Annotated in this window: 16 protein-coding genes and 1 pseudogene; all 17 read right to left on the minus strand. The window is 51.2% G+C overall.

Going from position 1 to position 16,221, the window contains the following annotated elements; genetic code table 11:
• Positions 1 to 13 precede the first annotated feature (13 nt).
• A complete protein-coding gene (locus JI735_RS36515; RefSeq protein WP_233476128.1) occupies positions 14 to 676 on the minus strand; it encodes a Ger(x)C family spore germination C-terminal domain-containing protein in 663 nt (220 codons plus the stop codon).
• Complete coding sequence (locus JI735_RS36520) at positions 652 to 1,215, minus strand: Ger(x)C family spore germination protein (RefSeq protein ID WP_233476129.1); 564 nt, start codon at positions 1,213 to 1,215, stop codon at positions 652 to 654. Before JI735_RS36520 ends, JI735_RS36515 begins: the two co-directional genes overlap by 25 nt.
• On the minus strand, positions 1,212 to 2,771 hold the full coding sequence (locus tag JI735_RS30595; protein ID WP_039836146.1) for a spore germination protein: 1,560 nt from the start codon (positions 2,769 to 2,771) through the stop codon (positions 1,212 to 1,214). Before JI735_RS30595 ends, JI735_RS36520 begins: the two co-directional genes overlap by 4 nt.
• A gap of 132 nt (positions 2,772 to 2,903) precedes the next feature.
• Positions 2,904 to 3,943, minus strand: a pseudogene (locus JI735_RS30600) (NAD(P)/FAD-dependent oxidoreductase).
• Positions 3,944 to 4,049: 106 nt separating this feature from the next.
• On the minus strand, positions 4,050 to 5,084 hold the full coding sequence (locus JI735_RS30605; RefSeq protein WP_202676746.1) for a FecCD family ABC transporter permease: 1,035 nt from the start codon (positions 5,082 to 5,084) through the stop codon (positions 4,050 to 4,052).
• A 2-nt stretch (positions 5,085 to 5,086) separates the two neighbouring features.
• Positions 5,087 to 6,145: a FecCD family ABC transporter permease gene (locus JI735_RS30610; protein WP_039836169.1), complete on the minus strand. Its 1,059-nt coding sequence runs from the start codon at positions 6,143 to 6,145 to the stop codon at positions 5,087 to 5,089.
• Positions 6,146 to 6,329: 184 nt separating this feature from the next.
• A complete protein-coding gene (locus tag JI735_RS30615; protein WP_233476130.1) occupies positions 6,330 to 7,256 on the minus strand; it encodes a 23S rRNA (adenine(2058)-N(6))-methyltransferase Erm(C) in 927 nt (308 codons plus the stop codon).
• A gap of 192 nt (positions 7,257 to 7,448) precedes the next feature.
• Positions 7,449 to 7,754 (minus strand): UTRA domain-containing protein, encoded by a 306-nt coding sequence (locus JI735_RS30620; RefSeq protein WP_233476131.1) that lies wholly within the window; start codon positions 7,752 to 7,754, stop codon positions 7,449 to 7,451.
• Positions 7,679 to 8,158, minus strand: a complete 480-nt coding sequence (locus tag JI735_RS30625) for a GntR family transcriptional regulator (protein WP_202676747.1) — start codon at positions 8,156 to 8,158, stop codon at positions 7,679 to 7,681. Before JI735_RS30625 ends, JI735_RS30620 begins: the two co-directional genes overlap by 76 nt.
• A 64-nt stretch (positions 8,159 to 8,222) precedes the next feature.
• Positions 8,223 to 9,209, minus strand: a complete 987-nt coding sequence (locus JI735_RS30630) for an ABC transporter ATP-binding protein (protein ID WP_039836160.1) — start codon at positions 9,207 to 9,209, stop codon at positions 8,223 to 8,225.
• Positions 9,210 to 9,214: 5 nt separating this feature from the next.
• Positions 9,215 to 10,195 (minus strand): ABC transporter ATP-binding protein, encoded by a 981-nt coding sequence (locus tag JI735_RS30635; RefSeq protein ID WP_039836161.1) that lies wholly within the window; start codon positions 10,193 to 10,195, stop codon positions 9,215 to 9,217.
• Positions 10,196 to 10,220: 25 nt separating this feature from the next.
• The gene (locus JI735_RS30640) at positions 10,221 to 11,642 is read right to left on the minus strand and encodes a M20/M25/M40 family metallo-hydrolase (RefSeq protein WP_039836162.1); all 1,422 of its coding nucleotides are present in this window, start codon (positions 11,640 to 11,642) and stop codon (positions 10,221 to 10,223) included.
• 44 nt (positions 11,643 to 11,686) lie between these two features.
• A complete protein-coding gene (locus JI735_RS30645; protein ID WP_051051906.1) occupies positions 11,687 to 13,351 on the minus strand; it encodes an ABC transporter substrate-binding protein in 1,665 nt (554 codons plus the stop codon).
• A 17-nt stretch (positions 13,352 to 13,368) separates the two neighbouring features.
• Positions 13,369 to 13,941 carry an ABC transporter permease gene (locus JI735_RS30650; protein WP_233476533.1) on the minus strand — a complete coding sequence of 191 codons (573 nt, stop codon included), beginning with the start codon at positions 13,939 to 13,941 and terminating at the stop codon, positions 13,369 to 13,371.
• 62 nt (positions 13,942 to 14,003) lie between these two features.
• Entirely contained in the window at positions 14,004 to 14,237 is a 234-nt protein-coding gene (locus JI735_RS30655; RefSeq protein ID WP_202676749.1) for a hypothetical protein, read from the minus strand.
• Positions 14,238 to 14,249: 12 nt separating this feature from the next.
• Positions 14,250 to 15,203, minus strand: coding sequence for an ABC transporter permease (locus tag JI735_RS30660; RefSeq protein WP_039836164.1), 954 nt, complete (start codon positions 15,201 to 15,203; stop codon positions 14,250 to 14,252).
• A 23-nt stretch (positions 15,204 to 15,226) separates the two neighbouring features.
• A complete protein-coding gene (locus JI735_RS30665) occupies positions 15,227 to 16,198 on the minus strand; it encodes an SIS domain-containing protein (RefSeq protein WP_039836165.1) in 972 nt (323 codons plus the stop codon).
• Between the last annotated feature and the right edge of the window lie 23 nt (positions 16,199 to 16,221).

Genomic DNA, 16,221 nt, shown 5'->3' on the forward strand with positions numbered 1-16,221 from the left:
CAATCAGAATCGGTTATTCTGGAGCCTTCAGCGGTGTCACCCGCATCCCCGTCGCCCGGATATAAGCATGAACCTGAAGCTCCAGCGTGCCTTTGGCAAAAATTTGATTCCAATCCTTCTCAACCTTTTTCCATTCAGCCGGATTCACGCGTTTGAGTTCGTTGCCAAAGTTGAAATAATCGCACTCTGCCCTTTGTGCGGCTTGAAAGGCTTCCCGGACTTCCTCCTCCGTTAATTTCTCCATCTCCGCTTCCAGCTTTCTGATTTCATGGTTTTCGCTCAGGTTTATAACGCTCTGCGTCTCATTGAGATTCCCTTCCTCGTTGATGTGGATATGGAATACAGGCAACCCGTCACGCATCTCGACCTTAATCTTGGTTTTGGAAAACACCACGTTTACGGCAATCGCCTTAGCTTGGTCCCCGGAATTTATATTCAAATTGGTTTCGACAATTTTATCGAGTATCCACAAGGTGCCCCTCGCTTCAGGGCCATCAATCCAGTTCTGAAGCTTCCCCTTGTTGAATACTGCCTGGCCGCTGATTAGTATTGAGGTTTCCGCCTTCGTTTGTTCCAGGCTCGTCTTCTTTTGTCCTTCCTCCACGCTGCCAAGCATACGGACACCGCTGATCGTAAACCCTCCGCCGCCCGTTATTTCCTTGATCGTTTCAAACACACTGACCTTTGGGGTTTCCCCCAGACCCTTGAGGTATTTTCCGCCTTTTTGCCCAACCCGACAGAGGGCACACTCTCCTGGGGCAGCAGCACCTTCAGGATGGACTCGGCATCCGTATCTCTTGACACCAGTACAGTTGTATTCAGCCGAAGCTCATGGGATCTTTCAAAAATATCAAATACCTCATTCATACCGCCTTCTGCGAGCGATTCTCCTATCACCAGAAGCTGAGCATGGGCAAAAAAAAGCTGCCGGGTCGCCTGCTTAGATGCTCTGCGGAGCGCCCCGAATACAGTCCGGTCATTGACCGTATAAATGGAGATGGGCGACTGGTTGGTGCTTGCCCCCTGGGTAGTGGTAGTGGACGAAGGATTCACAACCTGGAACGTAACCCGGAGTTTCCCCGTGTCCTTCACCCGGTCAATGCCAATCCCGCTTACGATCGCAAGCTCGTTCAGCTCTCTGCTGTTCCAGCATCCGGCCAGGTTAACAGACAGAAGGACAAAGAGAACAAGAACTGACAGGCGTTTCGTCTTCATGCCTGGTTCCCCTGTCTGTCCTTGTCCGCTTTCTTGCGCACATTGCTTTTGTGTTCCAGACGCGGCCGTATCTTCATAAAATGAATGGGCGACCGGATCAGGGTATCCTTCTGGGCCTGAGGGTCAAAGGGACCTAAAGGAGACATATACGGAACGCCGAGCGACCGCAGGCTGCATAAATGCGCGACCAGCATCAAGGCCAGAATCGCTATGCCGTACAGGCCCATAAACGCGGCAACAAACACTATAACAAAGCGCAGAAAACGTACAGAAAGCGCCATATTAAAAGCAGGGGTTGTAAAGCTGGAGATCCCCGTTATGGAAACCACAATAACCATCGCAGGAGAAACAATGCCCGCCTGTACTGCGGCCTGCCCCAAAACCAGACCTCCAATGATCGAGACGGTCTGTCCGATTGGCGAAGGCAGGCGGATTCCCGCCTCGCGGATAATTTCAAAGGTAACCTCCATCATCAACGCTTCGACAAAGGCGGGAAAAGGCACCCCTTCCCGTTGTGAAGCCAAATTGATGAGCAGCGGAGTAGGAATCATCTCCTGATGAAAATTAAGCGCGGCAACAAAGATGGCAGGACCAAACATCGAAATAAAAAAACAGAGAAAACGCAATAAACGGATCAGTGTAGAAATATCAAACCGCTGATAGTAGTCCTCCACGGTATGAAAAAACATAAAAAAAGTTGCAGGGGCTATAAGTACAAAAGGGGTACCGTCCACAAAAACGGCGATTCTTCCATCCAGCAAATTCCCGGCCACAGTGTCCGGCCGTTCTGTGTTATACAGTGTCGGGAAAGGGGTGTACCCGCTTCCCTCTATTAACTGCTCAATGTATCCCGATTCCAGGATGGAATCCACTCTGATCTCCTTCAGCTTTTCCCTCAGCTTCTTGAGGACATCTTCGTCGGCTATTCCATGTATATACATAATCGCGATGTTCGTCTGCGTCACAGCACCCAGCTTCATCGGCTCTACCCAAAGATTCTGATTTTTAATTCTTCGCCGGACCAGTGAAATGTTGACGCTAATCGTTTCAGTAAAGCTTTCCTTGGACCCCCGGATGGATACCTGCGTTCCTGCCTCAGAGACCGGACGGACCTCGCCACCGCTTGTATCGCCGCTGAGTGCTTCCGGCATGCCTTCAACCAGTACAAGCGTGTTGCCGGACAAAAGGGCTTCATACAGTCCGCTCCTGTTTGTGAGCGACTGGCTTTTACCCGGAGTCAGCGCTTTTTCCTTGATATAGTTAAAAACCTCCAGGCTGGTTGAGAGCTTCTGCCCTTCCTCACTTACGGTTTGAAAAGACATAGCATGGGAGATGAAGTCATCCACTAACTCCTTATCCGTGAGGCCTTCCATGTAAATAACTGCAACCTGAGGAGCTGCATTTATCAATTTGAAATGGCGGATAATCAGATCCATACTGTTCCCCAGACCTTGCCTGATGTGCTGTAAATCATCCTCCAGGTTCCCGGAGAGCGGGGAGCTTGTATTGCTATCAGCCGTTTGAGACTGTTTTTTTTCTTTGGCTTGAGCTGCCATCAGCAAGCACCTCCTGCACATACTATTTGCCCGCTATCCTTTTTTTATGCAGGTTATGGAAAAAGAGGCTGGCCGTGCAGAATTTCTGCATACGGCCAGCCTCTATTCGTTGATCCCTTCATTAATTGCCTGCTAGTGTCCATCCACTACGCCAAGCGCCTTATTCTTCTCCTTAAAGCGTTCATTATGCGAGGAGACGTATGCCACCTTCGGGGCATCAGGGTCCATATACAGCTTCGCGCTGTTCAGAGCCAGTACCGCATCGGTGAACGTTCCGGCGATCAGCCGGACCTTGCTGCTGTAATCCACAAAATCTCCGGCGGCAAAAACGCCGGGAAGGTTAGTCTCCAGCCTGCTGCTGACATTGGCCCACCACTCGCCCATGTCCAGCCCCCAGTCCTTAAGCGGTCCAAAATCACTCTTCAGCCCGTGATTCACGATCACTGCATCGACCTCAAGCTGCTCGGATGCGCCGGATTCCATATGGCTTATCGTAACCTGGTCTATCTTCTCCCCGTCGCTGCTATGCAGCTGGCTGACTGTATGCGGGACCCGCACCTGGACCGACGACGCTTTCATTCGGGCAATGTTCTTCTCATGTCCGCCGAACTGCTCGCGCCGGTGCACAATTGTCACACTTGCGGCAATCGGCTCCAGCTCGTTGGCCCAATCCACGGCCGAATCACCGCCGCCGGAGATAAGCACCCGCTTGCCGCGGAATGGCTCCAGCTCCTGTACAGTATAATGAAGGTTCGTTACCTCATAGCGGTCCGCGCCCTCTATTTCCAGCTTCGCCATTTGCAGGATGCCATACCCTATAGTCAGAATGATTGTACGTGTCCAGTGCCGCTCGCCGCTCGCCGATGTCAGAATATAGGTGCCGTCCTCCTGCCGCTCCTGTCCAATAATCTGCTGGCCCAGCACGATGGTCGGATCAAAGGTCCGGGCCTGCTCGGCCAGCTGATCGATCAAGTTGCGGCAGAGAATCGGAGTGACTCCCCCACATCCCAGATCATTTTCTCGGGATAGATGAGCATTCTGCCGCCCAGCTCCTCCTTAGCCTCTATCAATTTGGTTTTGAGATCCCGCATGCCGCTATAGAAGGCTGTATACATACCGGCAGGGCCGCCGCCAATAATCGTCACATCGTATAATTCCAGCTCTTTGCTCATATCTTCCCCTCCAAGGTGTATTGGTATTTATGGCTAGTTAAGCTAAACTTCTGATCTACTAAAACAGCGCAGGTCTTAGCTCAGCTTATAAATATGCTTCAGCGTGCTAAGATCTGGTGCGGGCCAGTAAATAAAGAAAATAAGGCGCACCGATTACCGCGACAACAATACCGGTCGGTATTTCAGACGGCTGCAGAATCCGGCGGCCAATGGTATCCGCCGTCAGGACAAGCAAGGAACCCAGCAGTGCTGAAGCGGGCAGCATCAGCTGATGCTTCGGCCCCACCAGGCGCCGGGCCAGATGAGGGCCGATCAAGCCCACAAACCCGATTCCCCCGCTTACCGCTACACTGGCCGCTGCCAGTCCTACGGCAGCCCCGAGCAGACGGAATTGTTCCTTGATTACTGCCGCACCCAACCCGGTTGCAGTCTGGTCGCCAAGATTCAACACATTCATGACTCTGGCCTTATAGATCACATAAGGCAGCAGAATGAGAATCCAGGGCAGCAGGGACAGCACGAACTTCCATCTGGTCCCCCAGATACTGCCCGCCAGCCAGGTGGCAACAAATTGGTATTTATCCGGATCGAGGCGCAAGGTCAGCACAATCATCGCTGCACTCATCCCTGCAGCAACCGCTACACCGGTCAGCAGCAGCCGGATCGGCGATATTCCCTGGTGCCATTTATACGCAAGCGCATAGATCATTGCCGCAGTACATGCTGCCCCCACAAAGGCCACCAGCGGAAGCATAAAGACCGGTGCAGAAGTCGTTGCCGGATAAAAGGATATCAGCAGCATGACCATCAATCCCGCTCCGGCATTGATCCCGAGAATACCGGGATCGGCCAGATCATTGCGGAATACACCTTGCATCACCGCTCCCGAAACCGCCAGACCGGCTCCAACCAGAATTGAAATTACAATACGCGGCAGACGGAAATCGAAAAGAATGAGTTCCTGCTTGTCCGTCCCCCGGCCAAGCAGGGTGTGCAGCAGCTCCAGCGGTGTCAAACGTATGTATCCTGTATTCACACTGATAATCAGAGCAGCAGCAATCAAGAGCGACAGGATTGCCAGCACTTGAAAGCCGCGCCTGCGTCTAACTTCATCAAAACTTATAGCCGTAGTCCTGCGCATACTCACAGCTCCCTTCTTTCTTTGCGGGCCAGATACAGAAAGAAAGGCACACCAATCAGTGCAAGAACCGCGCCCAGCGGCGTTTCATGCTGCGGGATGACGGTTCTGGCCGCCAGATCAGCGAGCACCACCAGCAGACTGCCCAGCACGGCAGAGCACGGAATAATCCACCTGTAATCCACACCGACAAGATACCGCGTCAAATGGGGGATGATCAGACCAATAAACCCGACGGCTCCAACTACCGATACCGATGAACCGGCAAGAATCAGAACGATCAGAGCGCCTGCCAGCTTCACCAGGCCTGTACGCTGCCCAAGGCCTCTGGCAACCTCATCGCCCAGGCTGAGCATGGTAATGGAGCGGGACAACACGATGGCCCCAAGAATCGCCGCAAAAACCCAGGGAAACATAATTTTCAGCTGGAACCACTTCGTTCCGGCTATGCCTCCTGCATACCAAAAGGCCAGATCTTGTCCAATTTTATAATACAAAGCCACGCCTTCGCTTAACGCCGAGAGCAGCGCACTTAAAGCCGCACCGGCCAGCACCAGACGGGCTGGGGTCAATCCGCCTTTAGCCAAGGACCCGACACCATACACAATCGCTGCTCCAGCACCTGCCCCCGCAAAGGAATACAGAATCAAACTCATGAATGGCAGATTCGGCATAAATGCAAAACAAAGCGCCAGCGCAAACCCTGCCCCTGAATTAATGCCCATCAGCCCGGAATCCGCAAGCGGGTTGCGGGTCATGCCTTGCATAATCGCTCCTGCCACAGCAAAGCTTGCGCCGATCATCACGCCGCCAAGCACGCGGGGCAGCCGGAGCTCCCGGATAATCTGGTGATCCGTAATATCCGGATTGAAATGAAAAACAGCGCTCCATACCACCGGCAGCTTGATATCCGCAGCCCCGAACGAGACAGATACCGCAATACCCAGCGCCAGGGCAATCAGACCGCCAACCAGGATCAGTGTAGCCGCCCAAGGCCGCGAACGAAGCTTCACCTCATTCTGCCGCCCAAGGGGACCTGTACCGGCTGCTGTCTGTTGACTCATATCTCCCACCTTTTTCTCATGAAATTGATAATCATTATCATTATAACATTGTAAAGGAAAGAGCTGTATTTTGGCAATGGACAAATACAAGAAAGATTGCAGGCAGCAAAGAAAAACCCCTCCCGATTAATCGGACTACGCAAGCATTGCCCGTAACGGGAGGGATTACAGGTTTATTCAGCCATTAGCGGCGTCCTTTCCTCTTGCGCGCCTTCGGCCACCGGTAAGATGGAACGTGCCGAAGCATTGCGAGAAATAACTGGCCCCACTGTTGTTCGTGTAAAGTACAAATGGCTTGGTTGCGTTCTATTTTCAGCTCTTTTGCCAATTTTGCAATTTGCGGGGGTGTAAACACCTCACCAATGGCTTCAACAAACGGAACATATGGATAATGAAGCGCATGTGAAGCCAGATCCGTAAACTGTCTCCGGTGATGGGGAGGAAGCATTGGATTGTTCTTTTTGAAGACAGTTACGACAGCTGAGGCCACTCCCGGCGGTGGTGAAAAATTGTTAGGCAGAACTGTGCGGACAAGCCGGATGTCGTACCACATTCTCCATGCCAGAATCATCGGGTTGATCACAGGCACGGCTGTAAAGCGTTTGGCGGCCCCTTTTTCCGTTATAAATACGGCACGCTGCATTCTCAGGGAGGGGTCTCCCAGAAACTTCTCGAATATAGGAGTGGTAATGGAAAACGGCATATTAGCTACTACACAAAATGGGCTTTTAGGCAGTTTATACTGAAGCACATCCACCAGCTTGATATTTATATTATTTTTCTCTTTCATTTTACTTGTAAGTTTTTGAACGCTGGCAGGGTCATTTTCGATGGCAATTACGGTTCCGGCTTGTCCGGCTAAAGGGAAGGTCAGCGCCCCCGTTCCTGCTCCGATATCAATCACAGTATCGCCTCTGCTCACTTTTGCCAGCTCAACCATTTCTTTAATCAGAGATTTGTTGATCAGCAGATGTCTTCCAGGGAAGTTGGCTGTCCCATAACGAAACCTTGAATCATTTTTAGGCATAACAAAAAGCACCTCATTCATTTGTATTAGTAAATGAAAAAGGCACAGCACAAATAAACCCAAAGCACCCATGAAATTAATCAATGGACGAAGGATATACGTGTTCTGTACCTTTCATTAACGAATACGAATGTATGCGATGCAATACATGGGCAACTTCTCCCCTTAAGTCAAAAGATAGGTAAAGACCTTATCAAGCTTATCATATTTCTGCAAAAAAATCCGCTTTCCACAAGGGAAAGCGGATGGGAGGATCTTTGGCAGTAATGGCGCACCTTATACATGCAGTTTATATTTCTCGCCGTTGATGATTTGGTTCCCTACATATACGATCTTATCGTTGTTCCCGTATACGACGCCATGGACCAGCAGCAGAGGACTGTTCTTGCTGACCTGCAGATAGGAAGCCTCCTGCATAGTGGCCCGGCAAATCTCAATCGTACGTTTGGATTTGGATATCTGAATCCCTCTTTTTTCTTTCAAAATTTGAAATAATGAATGATCATTCAGGTTCTCTTCCAGCAAAAACGAATATTGAATGGAAAAATAGTTGTTTTCGATAACCATCGGATTGTTATCCAACAGCCGGAGACGAGAGATATAAACGGTTTGACTGCCCGGGGGAGCTCCAGCTGTTCGAGAATGTCATTGCCGGGGATCATTAGCTCGGAGGCCAGCACCTTCGCACTCGGAACCGCCCCGATCAGCTTGCTGGCTTCGGTAAAGCTAAGAATCTGGTTTAGATCCTTTGGATATTTGGCCATGGCGACAAATGTCCCTTTGCCTTGCCTTTTCTCCAGCAGTCCTTCGTTCCTCAGCTCATTGGTCGCCCTCCGGACGGTGATTACACTGACTTCATATTTTTGAGCCAACTCCACTTCGGGCAGCAGCTTCTCTCCAGGCTTTAGCCTTCCTTCGGCAATTTCGTTCTTCAGCTTTTCTTTTAGCTGCTCATACAATGGTGTAGCGATTGTCTCGTCTAACATAATAGGCGTCCCCTCATAAACCGGTTTCTTTCCATTTTATGATAACCAATTGTATGCCCAGCGTCTAGTGCTCATCGTTGTATAAGTGGCATGAAACACTGTGGTTACCCTGGGTTTGCAGCAAAATCGGGACCTCTACCGAACATTTGTCCATCCGGTACGGGCAGCGTGTGTGGAAGGAACATCCGGCAGGCGGATTGGACGGACTTGGCACATCCCCTTCAAGAACGATCCGTTCTCTGCTTATTTCGGGATTGGGATTCGGAATCGCCGACAGCAATGCTTTGGTATAGGGATGAAGCGGATTTCCATACAGCTCATTCCGGTCCGTGATCTCAACAATTTTGCCCAAGTACATCACGGCCACCCGGTCGCATAAATGATGAACCACACTCAGGTCATGGGAGATGAACAGATAGGTTAATCCCAACTTCTCCTTCAGCTCTTTCATCAAATTTAATACTTGTGCCCGTACCGAGACGTCCAGGGCGGAAACGGGCTCATCACAAACAATCAGCTTCGGCTCCACCGCCAATGCCCTGGCTATGCCGATCCGCTGTTTTTGGCCGCCCGAAAATTCATGCGGAAACCGGTTAACATAATCTTTGTTCAATCCGACCAGCTCAAGCAGCTCGTTAATGCGTCTTTCTTTAGCTTCGCCTTGGGCAAGTCCATATATATCCAAAGGTGCTCCAATGATTTCACCGACAGTCATCCGCGGATTTAACGCCGCACCCGAATCCTGAAAAATAATCTGCAGCTCTTTCCTCATCATCCGCTTTTCTTCCTTGCCGTACGCAAGGATGTCTTGTCCTTCGAAGACAATATTCCCGGAAGTCGGCTCGATTAATCTCAGGATCGAGCGGCCCAATGTGGATTTTCCGCAGCCGCTCTCTCCGACCAGCCCCAATATTTCCCCTTTGCGGATATTCAGGCTGATTCCGTCCACCGCTTTGACGACCGGTTTTTTCCGGGTCAGCAGACCCGATTTGGAGGTATAATGTTTTTTCAGCTCCCGGACTTCCAGCAGATAGGGACTGGGGTTTCCCATCGCGTTCACCTTCTTTCGATTTTTCCGGAATATAGAAAGCATCTGACTTTGCGCTGATCGACCTCATACAGCTCCGGCTTCTCCTGCTTGCATATCTCCTGGGCATAAGGGCACCTAGGCCAAAAGCTGCAGCCGTTGGGGAGGTCATACAGACTGGGAACGGAGCCGGGAATCGCCTCCAGCTTGTCCTTGGGATCATCAATTTTGGGCAAGGAATTCATCAGGCCTTCCGTATAGGGATGCAGAGGTTTGTTATACAAGGACTTAACGTCGCTGTATTCAACGACTGTTCCCGCATACATGACGATAACATAATCGGCCATTTCAGCGACGACACCCAAATCATGCGTAATCATCATAATCGAAGTGTGGAACTTCTCTTTCAGGCTTTTCATCAATTCCAGAATTTGCGCCTGCACGGTGACATCCAGCGCGGTGGTGGGCTCGTCAGCGATCAGCAGCTCTGGGTTGCAGGAAAGAGCCATAGCAATCATGACCCTTTGCCTCATCCCTCCGCTCAGTTCATGCGGATATTCATCCACTCTTTTATCCGGATCGGGTATCCCGACCAGCTTGAGCATTTCGACCGCCCTGCTCCGGGTCGTTTTCTTGTCCAGCTTCTGGTGGGTCCGGATAGCTTCCCCGATTTGATAGCCCACCGTATATGCCGGATTGAGCGAGGTCATCGGCTCCTGAAAAATGATTGAAATTTCGTTGCCCCGGATCCGGGTCATCTGGCGGTCGTTCAGACCGACCAGATCCTTCCCCTTGAACAGCACTTGACCATCCACAATTTTGGCTTCGGGCGCCAGCAGCTTTAAAATGGACATCGCGGTCACGCTTTTGCCGCAGCCGGACTCCCCGACAATTCCCAGCGTTTCACCTTTACGCACTACAAAATCTACACCATTGACGGCGGGAACCTGTTTGTTGAAATGATTGAAATAGGTTTTTAACCCTTTTACCTCCAGCAGATAATCACTCATCCTGTTCCCCCCTCACATGAAGCTGTTATTCACGGTTGCTCATCTCTTCGGCCACTTGCGGGAACAGGTTCAAGTAATAGACCATCGACTTCTCGAAATCCAGCACGCCTTTGACCGTACAGTACTCATTGCTGGAGTGCTGTCTTGAACCATGACCCATTCCTCCGGTTACGTAGGGGAGTCCCAGTATTTTTCCGAATAAAAAATAGGGGGCGGACCCCGGATTCCACGGCCAGATCTGCGGCCGCGCACCCATCAGCTCATACATTCTTTTCAGGGTCTGCACTGACGTGGAGTAGTAGGGAACGCTGGAAGGATAATATGCCTTCCCATACTCCGTAATCTCAATATCGGAATACCCGTGCTTGTCCAGATGATTTCTGATTTTGCCAAGCATCTTCTCCGGGTCCATGCCCGGAACAAGCCGTATATCCATCTTCACGGTGGTTTCATGGGGCAGCAGTGTTTTGGAGCCTTCGCCGATATACCCGCCTTTGATGCCGTCTATATTCAGGGTTGGCACAGTGAGCATCTTTTTCCACAAGTCCAAGCCCTCCAAATCCCATTTGAACCGGTCGATTGCATATGCCTTTTTCCATTGCTCTTCGTCCAGCAGATCAGCCGATGCGTCCAAGGCATCTTCGCCTTCCTTCGCCAAAGGCAGAATGCCGTCGTAGAAGCCCTCCACCAGAATCTCCTTCTCATCTTCCCCGACCATGGTCGACAGAGCCTTCACCAGCCGCCAGGCCGGATTGCCGACCCAGGCGGCAAAAGCCCCGTGAATCCCTCTTTCTTTGGGGCCGCCCCAGCTTCCGCCCTTCGCCTTCAACTCGAAGCTTACGATCCCCTTCACACCCATAAAAATCGAGGCTACCCGGTTTTCTTCACCGAATGACGGAAAAAACATGGCGTCGCATTCGGCAAATTTGTCTTTGTTGTCCACCAGAAACTGCTGCAGGGATTTGGAAGACAGCTCTTCTTCGCCTTCGATCAGGAATACCAGATTAACCGGCAGCTTTCCTTTGATCTTTTTGTACGCCTTGACCGTATTGAAGAACGCTGCTGTAGGTCCTTTGGTATTGACTGCGCCCCTGCCGATGATACATTTGCCGTAATCCTGAAAGTCATGAATTTCCGCCGCCCACGGGTCAGAGATCCAGTCCGGCTCTTCCGCCGGCAGCACATCGTACATGCTGTAAATCAACAGGGTATACTGTGCCCCTTCATCCAGTTTGCCGTATACAATCGGATGGCCCGGTGTTTCGATAATCTCTGAAACGCCGCCGACCTCTTCAATCATCGCCTTGACGACCTGCGCCGTTTCACGGATGCCCTCACCTGTGGCTGAGATCGATTTTAACCTCATGAACTCCTGTGTCGATTTGAGATCCTCTTCAAAATGCTGCTCCAGATAATCAAAAACATCCTTCATTTCAGTGAGCTCCATATTCCAAAACCTCCAAATTGATTAATAGTCCCTGTGTACGAGAATTATTTGGCGATCTTCCATTTCCATGACGCAAAATTCATCCAGACGAAGTCCTCCATCGGCACATCAGTCAGGCGGGAGGAATGGGCCCACAAATTGTTTTGATGGTAGAGCCAGATATACGGCTGATCCTTCACGAGGGCCTGCTGGTACTCATCGTATACCGCTTTTCGTTGGTCAAAATCATAAAGAGAAAAGCCCTTCGCTGCAATATCGTACCATTTGGAATCTTTTAACAGGGAATAGTTTCTCGAGTCGCCCGGCTTCATAATGACGCTGCTTTCGCCCGGGTCAATATTGCTGCCTCCGCCCAGCAGGCCAAGGTCCGATTCCCCGTTCTTAAGCATCGACAGGAGTGTGGCAAAATCATAGGTCTCAATCTTCACCTTTACCCCGATGGCCGCCAAATCCTGCTGGATCAATAGCGCCGACTGCTCTCTGACCTGGTTGCCCTGCGGGACGATCAGCAGATATTCACGCTTAAAGTCGAAGCCGGCTGTTTCCAGCATTTGCTTGGCTTCATCCGGATTGTATGCGTTCGGCACCAGGCTCTGATTGTAATAGGGGTGGTACTTTGGCATCGGTCCGACCGCAACTCCCCCTTCGCCCTTCATGAGATTGTCGACAATCAGTGTCTTATTGATCGCTTTGTCAAAGGCTGTTCTTACGTTAGAATCCTGGAAGGTGTCCTTGGACAAGTTGAACAACATGTACTGGTAGGAATAATCCGGGATGGAGGAAGCTACAATATTCTGATTGTTTTTGACCGTGTCCCAGTCGGACAGCGGAATGCTCCCCATCGCCACCACATCGATATCCCCGTTGATCAAACCTGCAGTAAGGTTGGCCGCCGGTACGACACGTACGACCAGCGTTTTGAAGCCGGGGCTGCCCTGATAATAATCAGGAAAAGCCTCCAATTGAAGCGATTCGCCTGCGGTCTGTTTGACGAATTTGAAGGGCCCGGCGCCAACCGGGGCATTCCAGAACCCGGAGGTGTTGATCGAAGCCGGATCGCCTTGCCCCAAAATATGCTCAGGAAGAACATAAAGGAAGCTCAGGAACGCATTCAGGATCGTTTCTTCGGCCTTCGGCTCCTTGAACGTGAATTTGACAGAGGTATCGCTGACCGCTTCCACGCCCACTTTTGCCGGATCCTGCGCAATGCCATCCGCGTCTGTGCCAGCGAGTACATTGAAGGCGGAACGGTAGTAGTTGTTAACAGCCGGGGTGGTCATTGCCTGCACAGTGAAGACAATATCCTTTGCGGTCAGCTTCTCCCCGTCATGCCAGGTGACATTATCGGCAAGCTCGAACGTCATCGACAGATTATCGTCCGCCATGGCCCAGGATTTGGCGAGCCGGGGGACGACATTGCCGTTGTGCTCTCTGAAAACGAGGCGTTCGAACAACTGGTCGGCAACCGCGTTGCCGTAATTCCCCGAAGTGTTATAAATATTGAGTGTGTCCCAGGTAGATATAATGGCCATGGTTACTATTCCGCTGGCTGCCCCGCCTTCGCTCTGCGGCTGCGGACTTGCCTCTGTCCCCGGCGGACTGCTGGCGTTTCCGGCAGTGTTGCCTGCGTTCGATGAACATCCAAACAAAAGAAGTGAAGCCGTAAGCATCATCACCAGCATGAACAGTAAGCGGTTGTTCTTCTTCATATCATTTTCTCCTTTGTTTAAAGTCTGGTTTTGGGGTCCAATGCGTCCCGCAGGCCGTTGCCGACAAAATTGATGGATAAGATAGTGAGGATAAGCAGAAGTCCGGGAGGCAGCCACATCCATGGCCGTTCCGATAAAATCGTGATGGACTGCGCATTGTACAGCATATTCCCCCAGGAAGCAGCCGGAGGCTGAACACCCATGCCGAGAAAGCTCAGTGACGATTCAAGAATGATCGCCCCGGCAATCCGAAAAGTGACTTGAATGAGGATCGGCGCGATGGCGTTGGGCAAAATGTATTTGAAAATGATGGTTCTCTGCTTCTCGCCGATAGCGGCTGCACCTTCGATATAATCCTTTTCTTTGATGCTCAGCACGGTGCCAAACATGAGCCTGGCGAAAAACGGCCAGCCCAGTATGCCGATTACCACAGTTACCGTAATAATGGAAGGGCCAAAAATAGAGACCAGAAACAGGATCAGAATTATATTCGGGAAGGACAGGAAGATATCAGCTAACCGCATGGTCACCGTTTCGAACTTCCCCCGGAAAAAGGCAGCCAGCAGCCCGAGCGGAATCCCCAGCGCCACACTGATCAATGCGGAGAGAATCCCGACAAAAAGCGATACGCGTCCGCCGTTTAACAGCCGGCTCAGAACATCCCGTCCAACATCATCCGTCCCCAGGAGATGGCTGCCGCCGGGAGCTGCGCTGAAGGCGAGCGGGTCGATTTGGTCTTCGGCATATTGCAGGAACGGGGGAGAAAGGCAACGAGCAGCCCGATCAGCACGATGGAGACCAGTCCTGCAATAGCCAGTTTGTTGTGACAATACCGTTTCATAAAGTTAATGAAGACTGTCCGTTTTCTGCTGTTTGCTTTCACCATACAGATCGCCACCTAGTCATAACGAATCCTCGGATCCAACAATCCATAGACAAGATCCGTAATAAGATTGAAAATCAAGACTGCCAGCGCAACCAGCACCGTAACTCCCATAATGACAGGGTAGTCACGGGCGGAGATGGACTGAATCATCAGCTTACCGATCCCCGGCCAGGAAAAAACCTGTTCGGTAACGACCGCACCGCCGAGCAGAAGCGGAATCTCCATCCCCAGATAGGTAACCACCGGGATCAGGGAATTCCGGAGCACATGTTTTACAATCAGCACACGCTCCTGTAATCCCTTCGCTTTGGCAGTCCGGACGTAGTCCTCCCGCATCACCTCCAGCATGCTGCTGCGCGTAAATTGAATCAGCGTCCCCATCATGTGAAAGGACAGCACCAGGCAAGGCATAATCAGATGCGCCAATAATGACAAGAAACTGTTAGCTGTCCCAACGGTGTACATTCCGCCGATGGGCAGAAGCTGCAATTTTACCGAAAATAAATAAAGCAGCACCAAGGCAATAAAAAAGCTGGGCGTTGAGGTGGCCAGGAAGGAAAACACAGCGGCCAGGTTGTCCCATAATTTACTTTGGTGCCTTGCCGACTGGATGCCTAACGGAATGGCAATCAGGCAGGCCAGGAGGACCGAAGCGACAACTAGAATGGAGGTGGCCCCCAAGCCTTTAAGAATCATGCCGGTCACGGCTTCCATCGTCCGGTAGGATTCGCCGAAATTGCCTGTAAGCATATTGCCCAGCCAGGAAAAATACTGCATATAGACCGGCTGGTCCAAACCAAGCTTGATCCGCTGCCGCTCAATTTCGGATTCCGAAATGTTTTGATTGCTGAGCAGCAGCTCCAGCGGGCTTCCCGACGCCAGGTAGGAAACAAAAAACACCAGTATGGTAATTCCCAAAAACGTCGGCAATGCGATGAGCAGCCGCCGCAATACATATGTTTTCATAGTTCATCCCACCTACATTCTGCTTAATATTCCACCTTCCACATGTATCTGCGCATATTCATAGAATGATTTCTGATCTCAGCCATACGGGACACGATATCCCGTTCCACCGGGATCATGATGACGGAGAGGAAATACTCGGCAACGGAATCGTCAATGATGTTAATTCCCAGTTCTTTTGCATCGATGACAGTCACCCGCTGGGCATAGCGGGTCAGGAAGGTCAAAGCCCGTTCGTCGAGCGGACGGGTGGCGCCTTCAGACACAAAGAGGATGATCGGGATGTTTTTATCGGTCGTTTCAAACGGTCCATGAAAATATTCACCTGAATGCATCGGCACCGCATGCTTCCATTGCATCTCCATAAAGTGGCAATAGGCCATCGTATAGGCTGTGCTATAGGCCGGGCCGCTGGCCATGACGTAGAAGATTTCATCGTCCTTGTATTCATCCGCAAACCTGCTGGCGATACGTTTGATATAAGTGCGGGCACTGGCCACTATCGAGTCCACCTTGGTGAATGCTTCGAGCGCCGCCTGGTAGTGCGCATAACCTTCGAACTGATGCAGAATTTCAAAGCTGATGCGCAGGACGGAGGATTGGTTGCCTTGGCTGTAAACTTGCTGCTCTCCGTTCGAATAGACTACGGGATACATGCCGTTTGTGGCCATCTCTGTGGTGGGAAACCCGGTCATGGCGATCGTATAGGCTCCCCGCTCATTCGCCAGTTGAACGGCTTGCACCGTTTCAGCCGTCGCCTTTAGCGAGCACAGCACCACAATGCACTGTTCATCCAGCATCGCCGGTGTCGCATGGACAAATTCACTGCTGTTGTAGATCGAGGTTCCGAAGGTCCGGGCCTCTTTTTGAATGAGATAATGGCCGCTGAAGATGGCCGCCTGGGAGCCTCCGCAGGCAACAAAATAAATATGCTTCAGTCCCCCGTTTTCCTTGAGCTTGCTTCTGATGTCACTGATAATGTCCTTAATTTCCATGATTCTCCTCCGTTTGCCGGATA

Origin of the sequence: Paenibacillus sonchi, from assembly GCF_016772475.1 — a bacterium.
Taxonomy (GTDB): domain Bacteria; phylum Bacillota; class Bacilli; order Paenibacillales; family Paenibacillaceae; genus Paenibacillus_AQ; species Paenibacillus_AQ sonchi.

Coding starts and splice junctions, on each gene's coding strand:
- JI735_RS36520 (WP_233476129.1), bottom strand. CDS start 1,215: ATGAAGACGAAACGCCTGTCAGTTCTTGTTCTCTTTGTCCTTCTGTCT.
- JI735_RS30595 (WP_039836146.1), bottom strand. CDS start 2,771: ATGGCAGCTCAAGCCAAAGAAAAAAAACAGTCTCAAACGGCTGATAGC.
- JI735_RS30605 (WP_202676746.1), bottom strand. CDS start 5,084: ATGCGCAGGACTACGGCTATAAGTTTTGATGAAGTTAGACGCAGGCGC.
- JI735_RS30610 (WP_039836169.1), bottom strand. CDS start 6,145: ATGAGTCAACAGACAGCAGCCGGTACAGGTCCCCTTGGGCGGCAGAAT.
- JI735_RS30625 (WP_202676747.1), bottom strand. CDS start 8,158: ATGTTAGACGAGACAATCGCTACACCATTGTATGAGCAGCTAAAAGAA.
- JI735_RS30630 (WP_039836160.1), bottom strand. CDS start 9,209: ATGGGAAACCCCAGTCCCTATCTGCTGGAAGTCCGGGAGCTGAAAAAA.
- JI735_RS30635 (WP_039836161.1), bottom strand. CDS start 10,195: ATGAGTGATTATCTGCTGGAGGTAAAAGGGTTAAAAACCTATTTCAAT.
- JI735_RS30640 (WP_039836162.1), bottom strand. CDS start 11,642: ATGGAGCTCACTGAAATGAAGGATGTTTTTGATTATCTGGAGCAGCAT.
- JI735_RS30645 (WP_051051906.1), bottom strand. CDS start 13,351: ATGAAGAAGAACAACCGCTTACTGTTCATGCTGGTGATGATGCTTACG.
- JI735_RS30655 (WP_202676749.1), bottom strand. CDS start 14,237: ATGGTGAAAGCAAACAGCAGAAAACGGACAGTCTTCATTAACTTTATG.
- JI735_RS30660 (WP_039836164.1), bottom strand. CDS start 15,203: ATGAAAACATATGTATTGCGGCGGCTGCTCATCGCATTGCCGACGTTT.
- JI735_RS30665 (WP_039836165.1), bottom strand. CDS start 16,198: ATGGAAATTAAGGACATTATCAGTGACATCAGAAGCAAGCTCAAGGAA.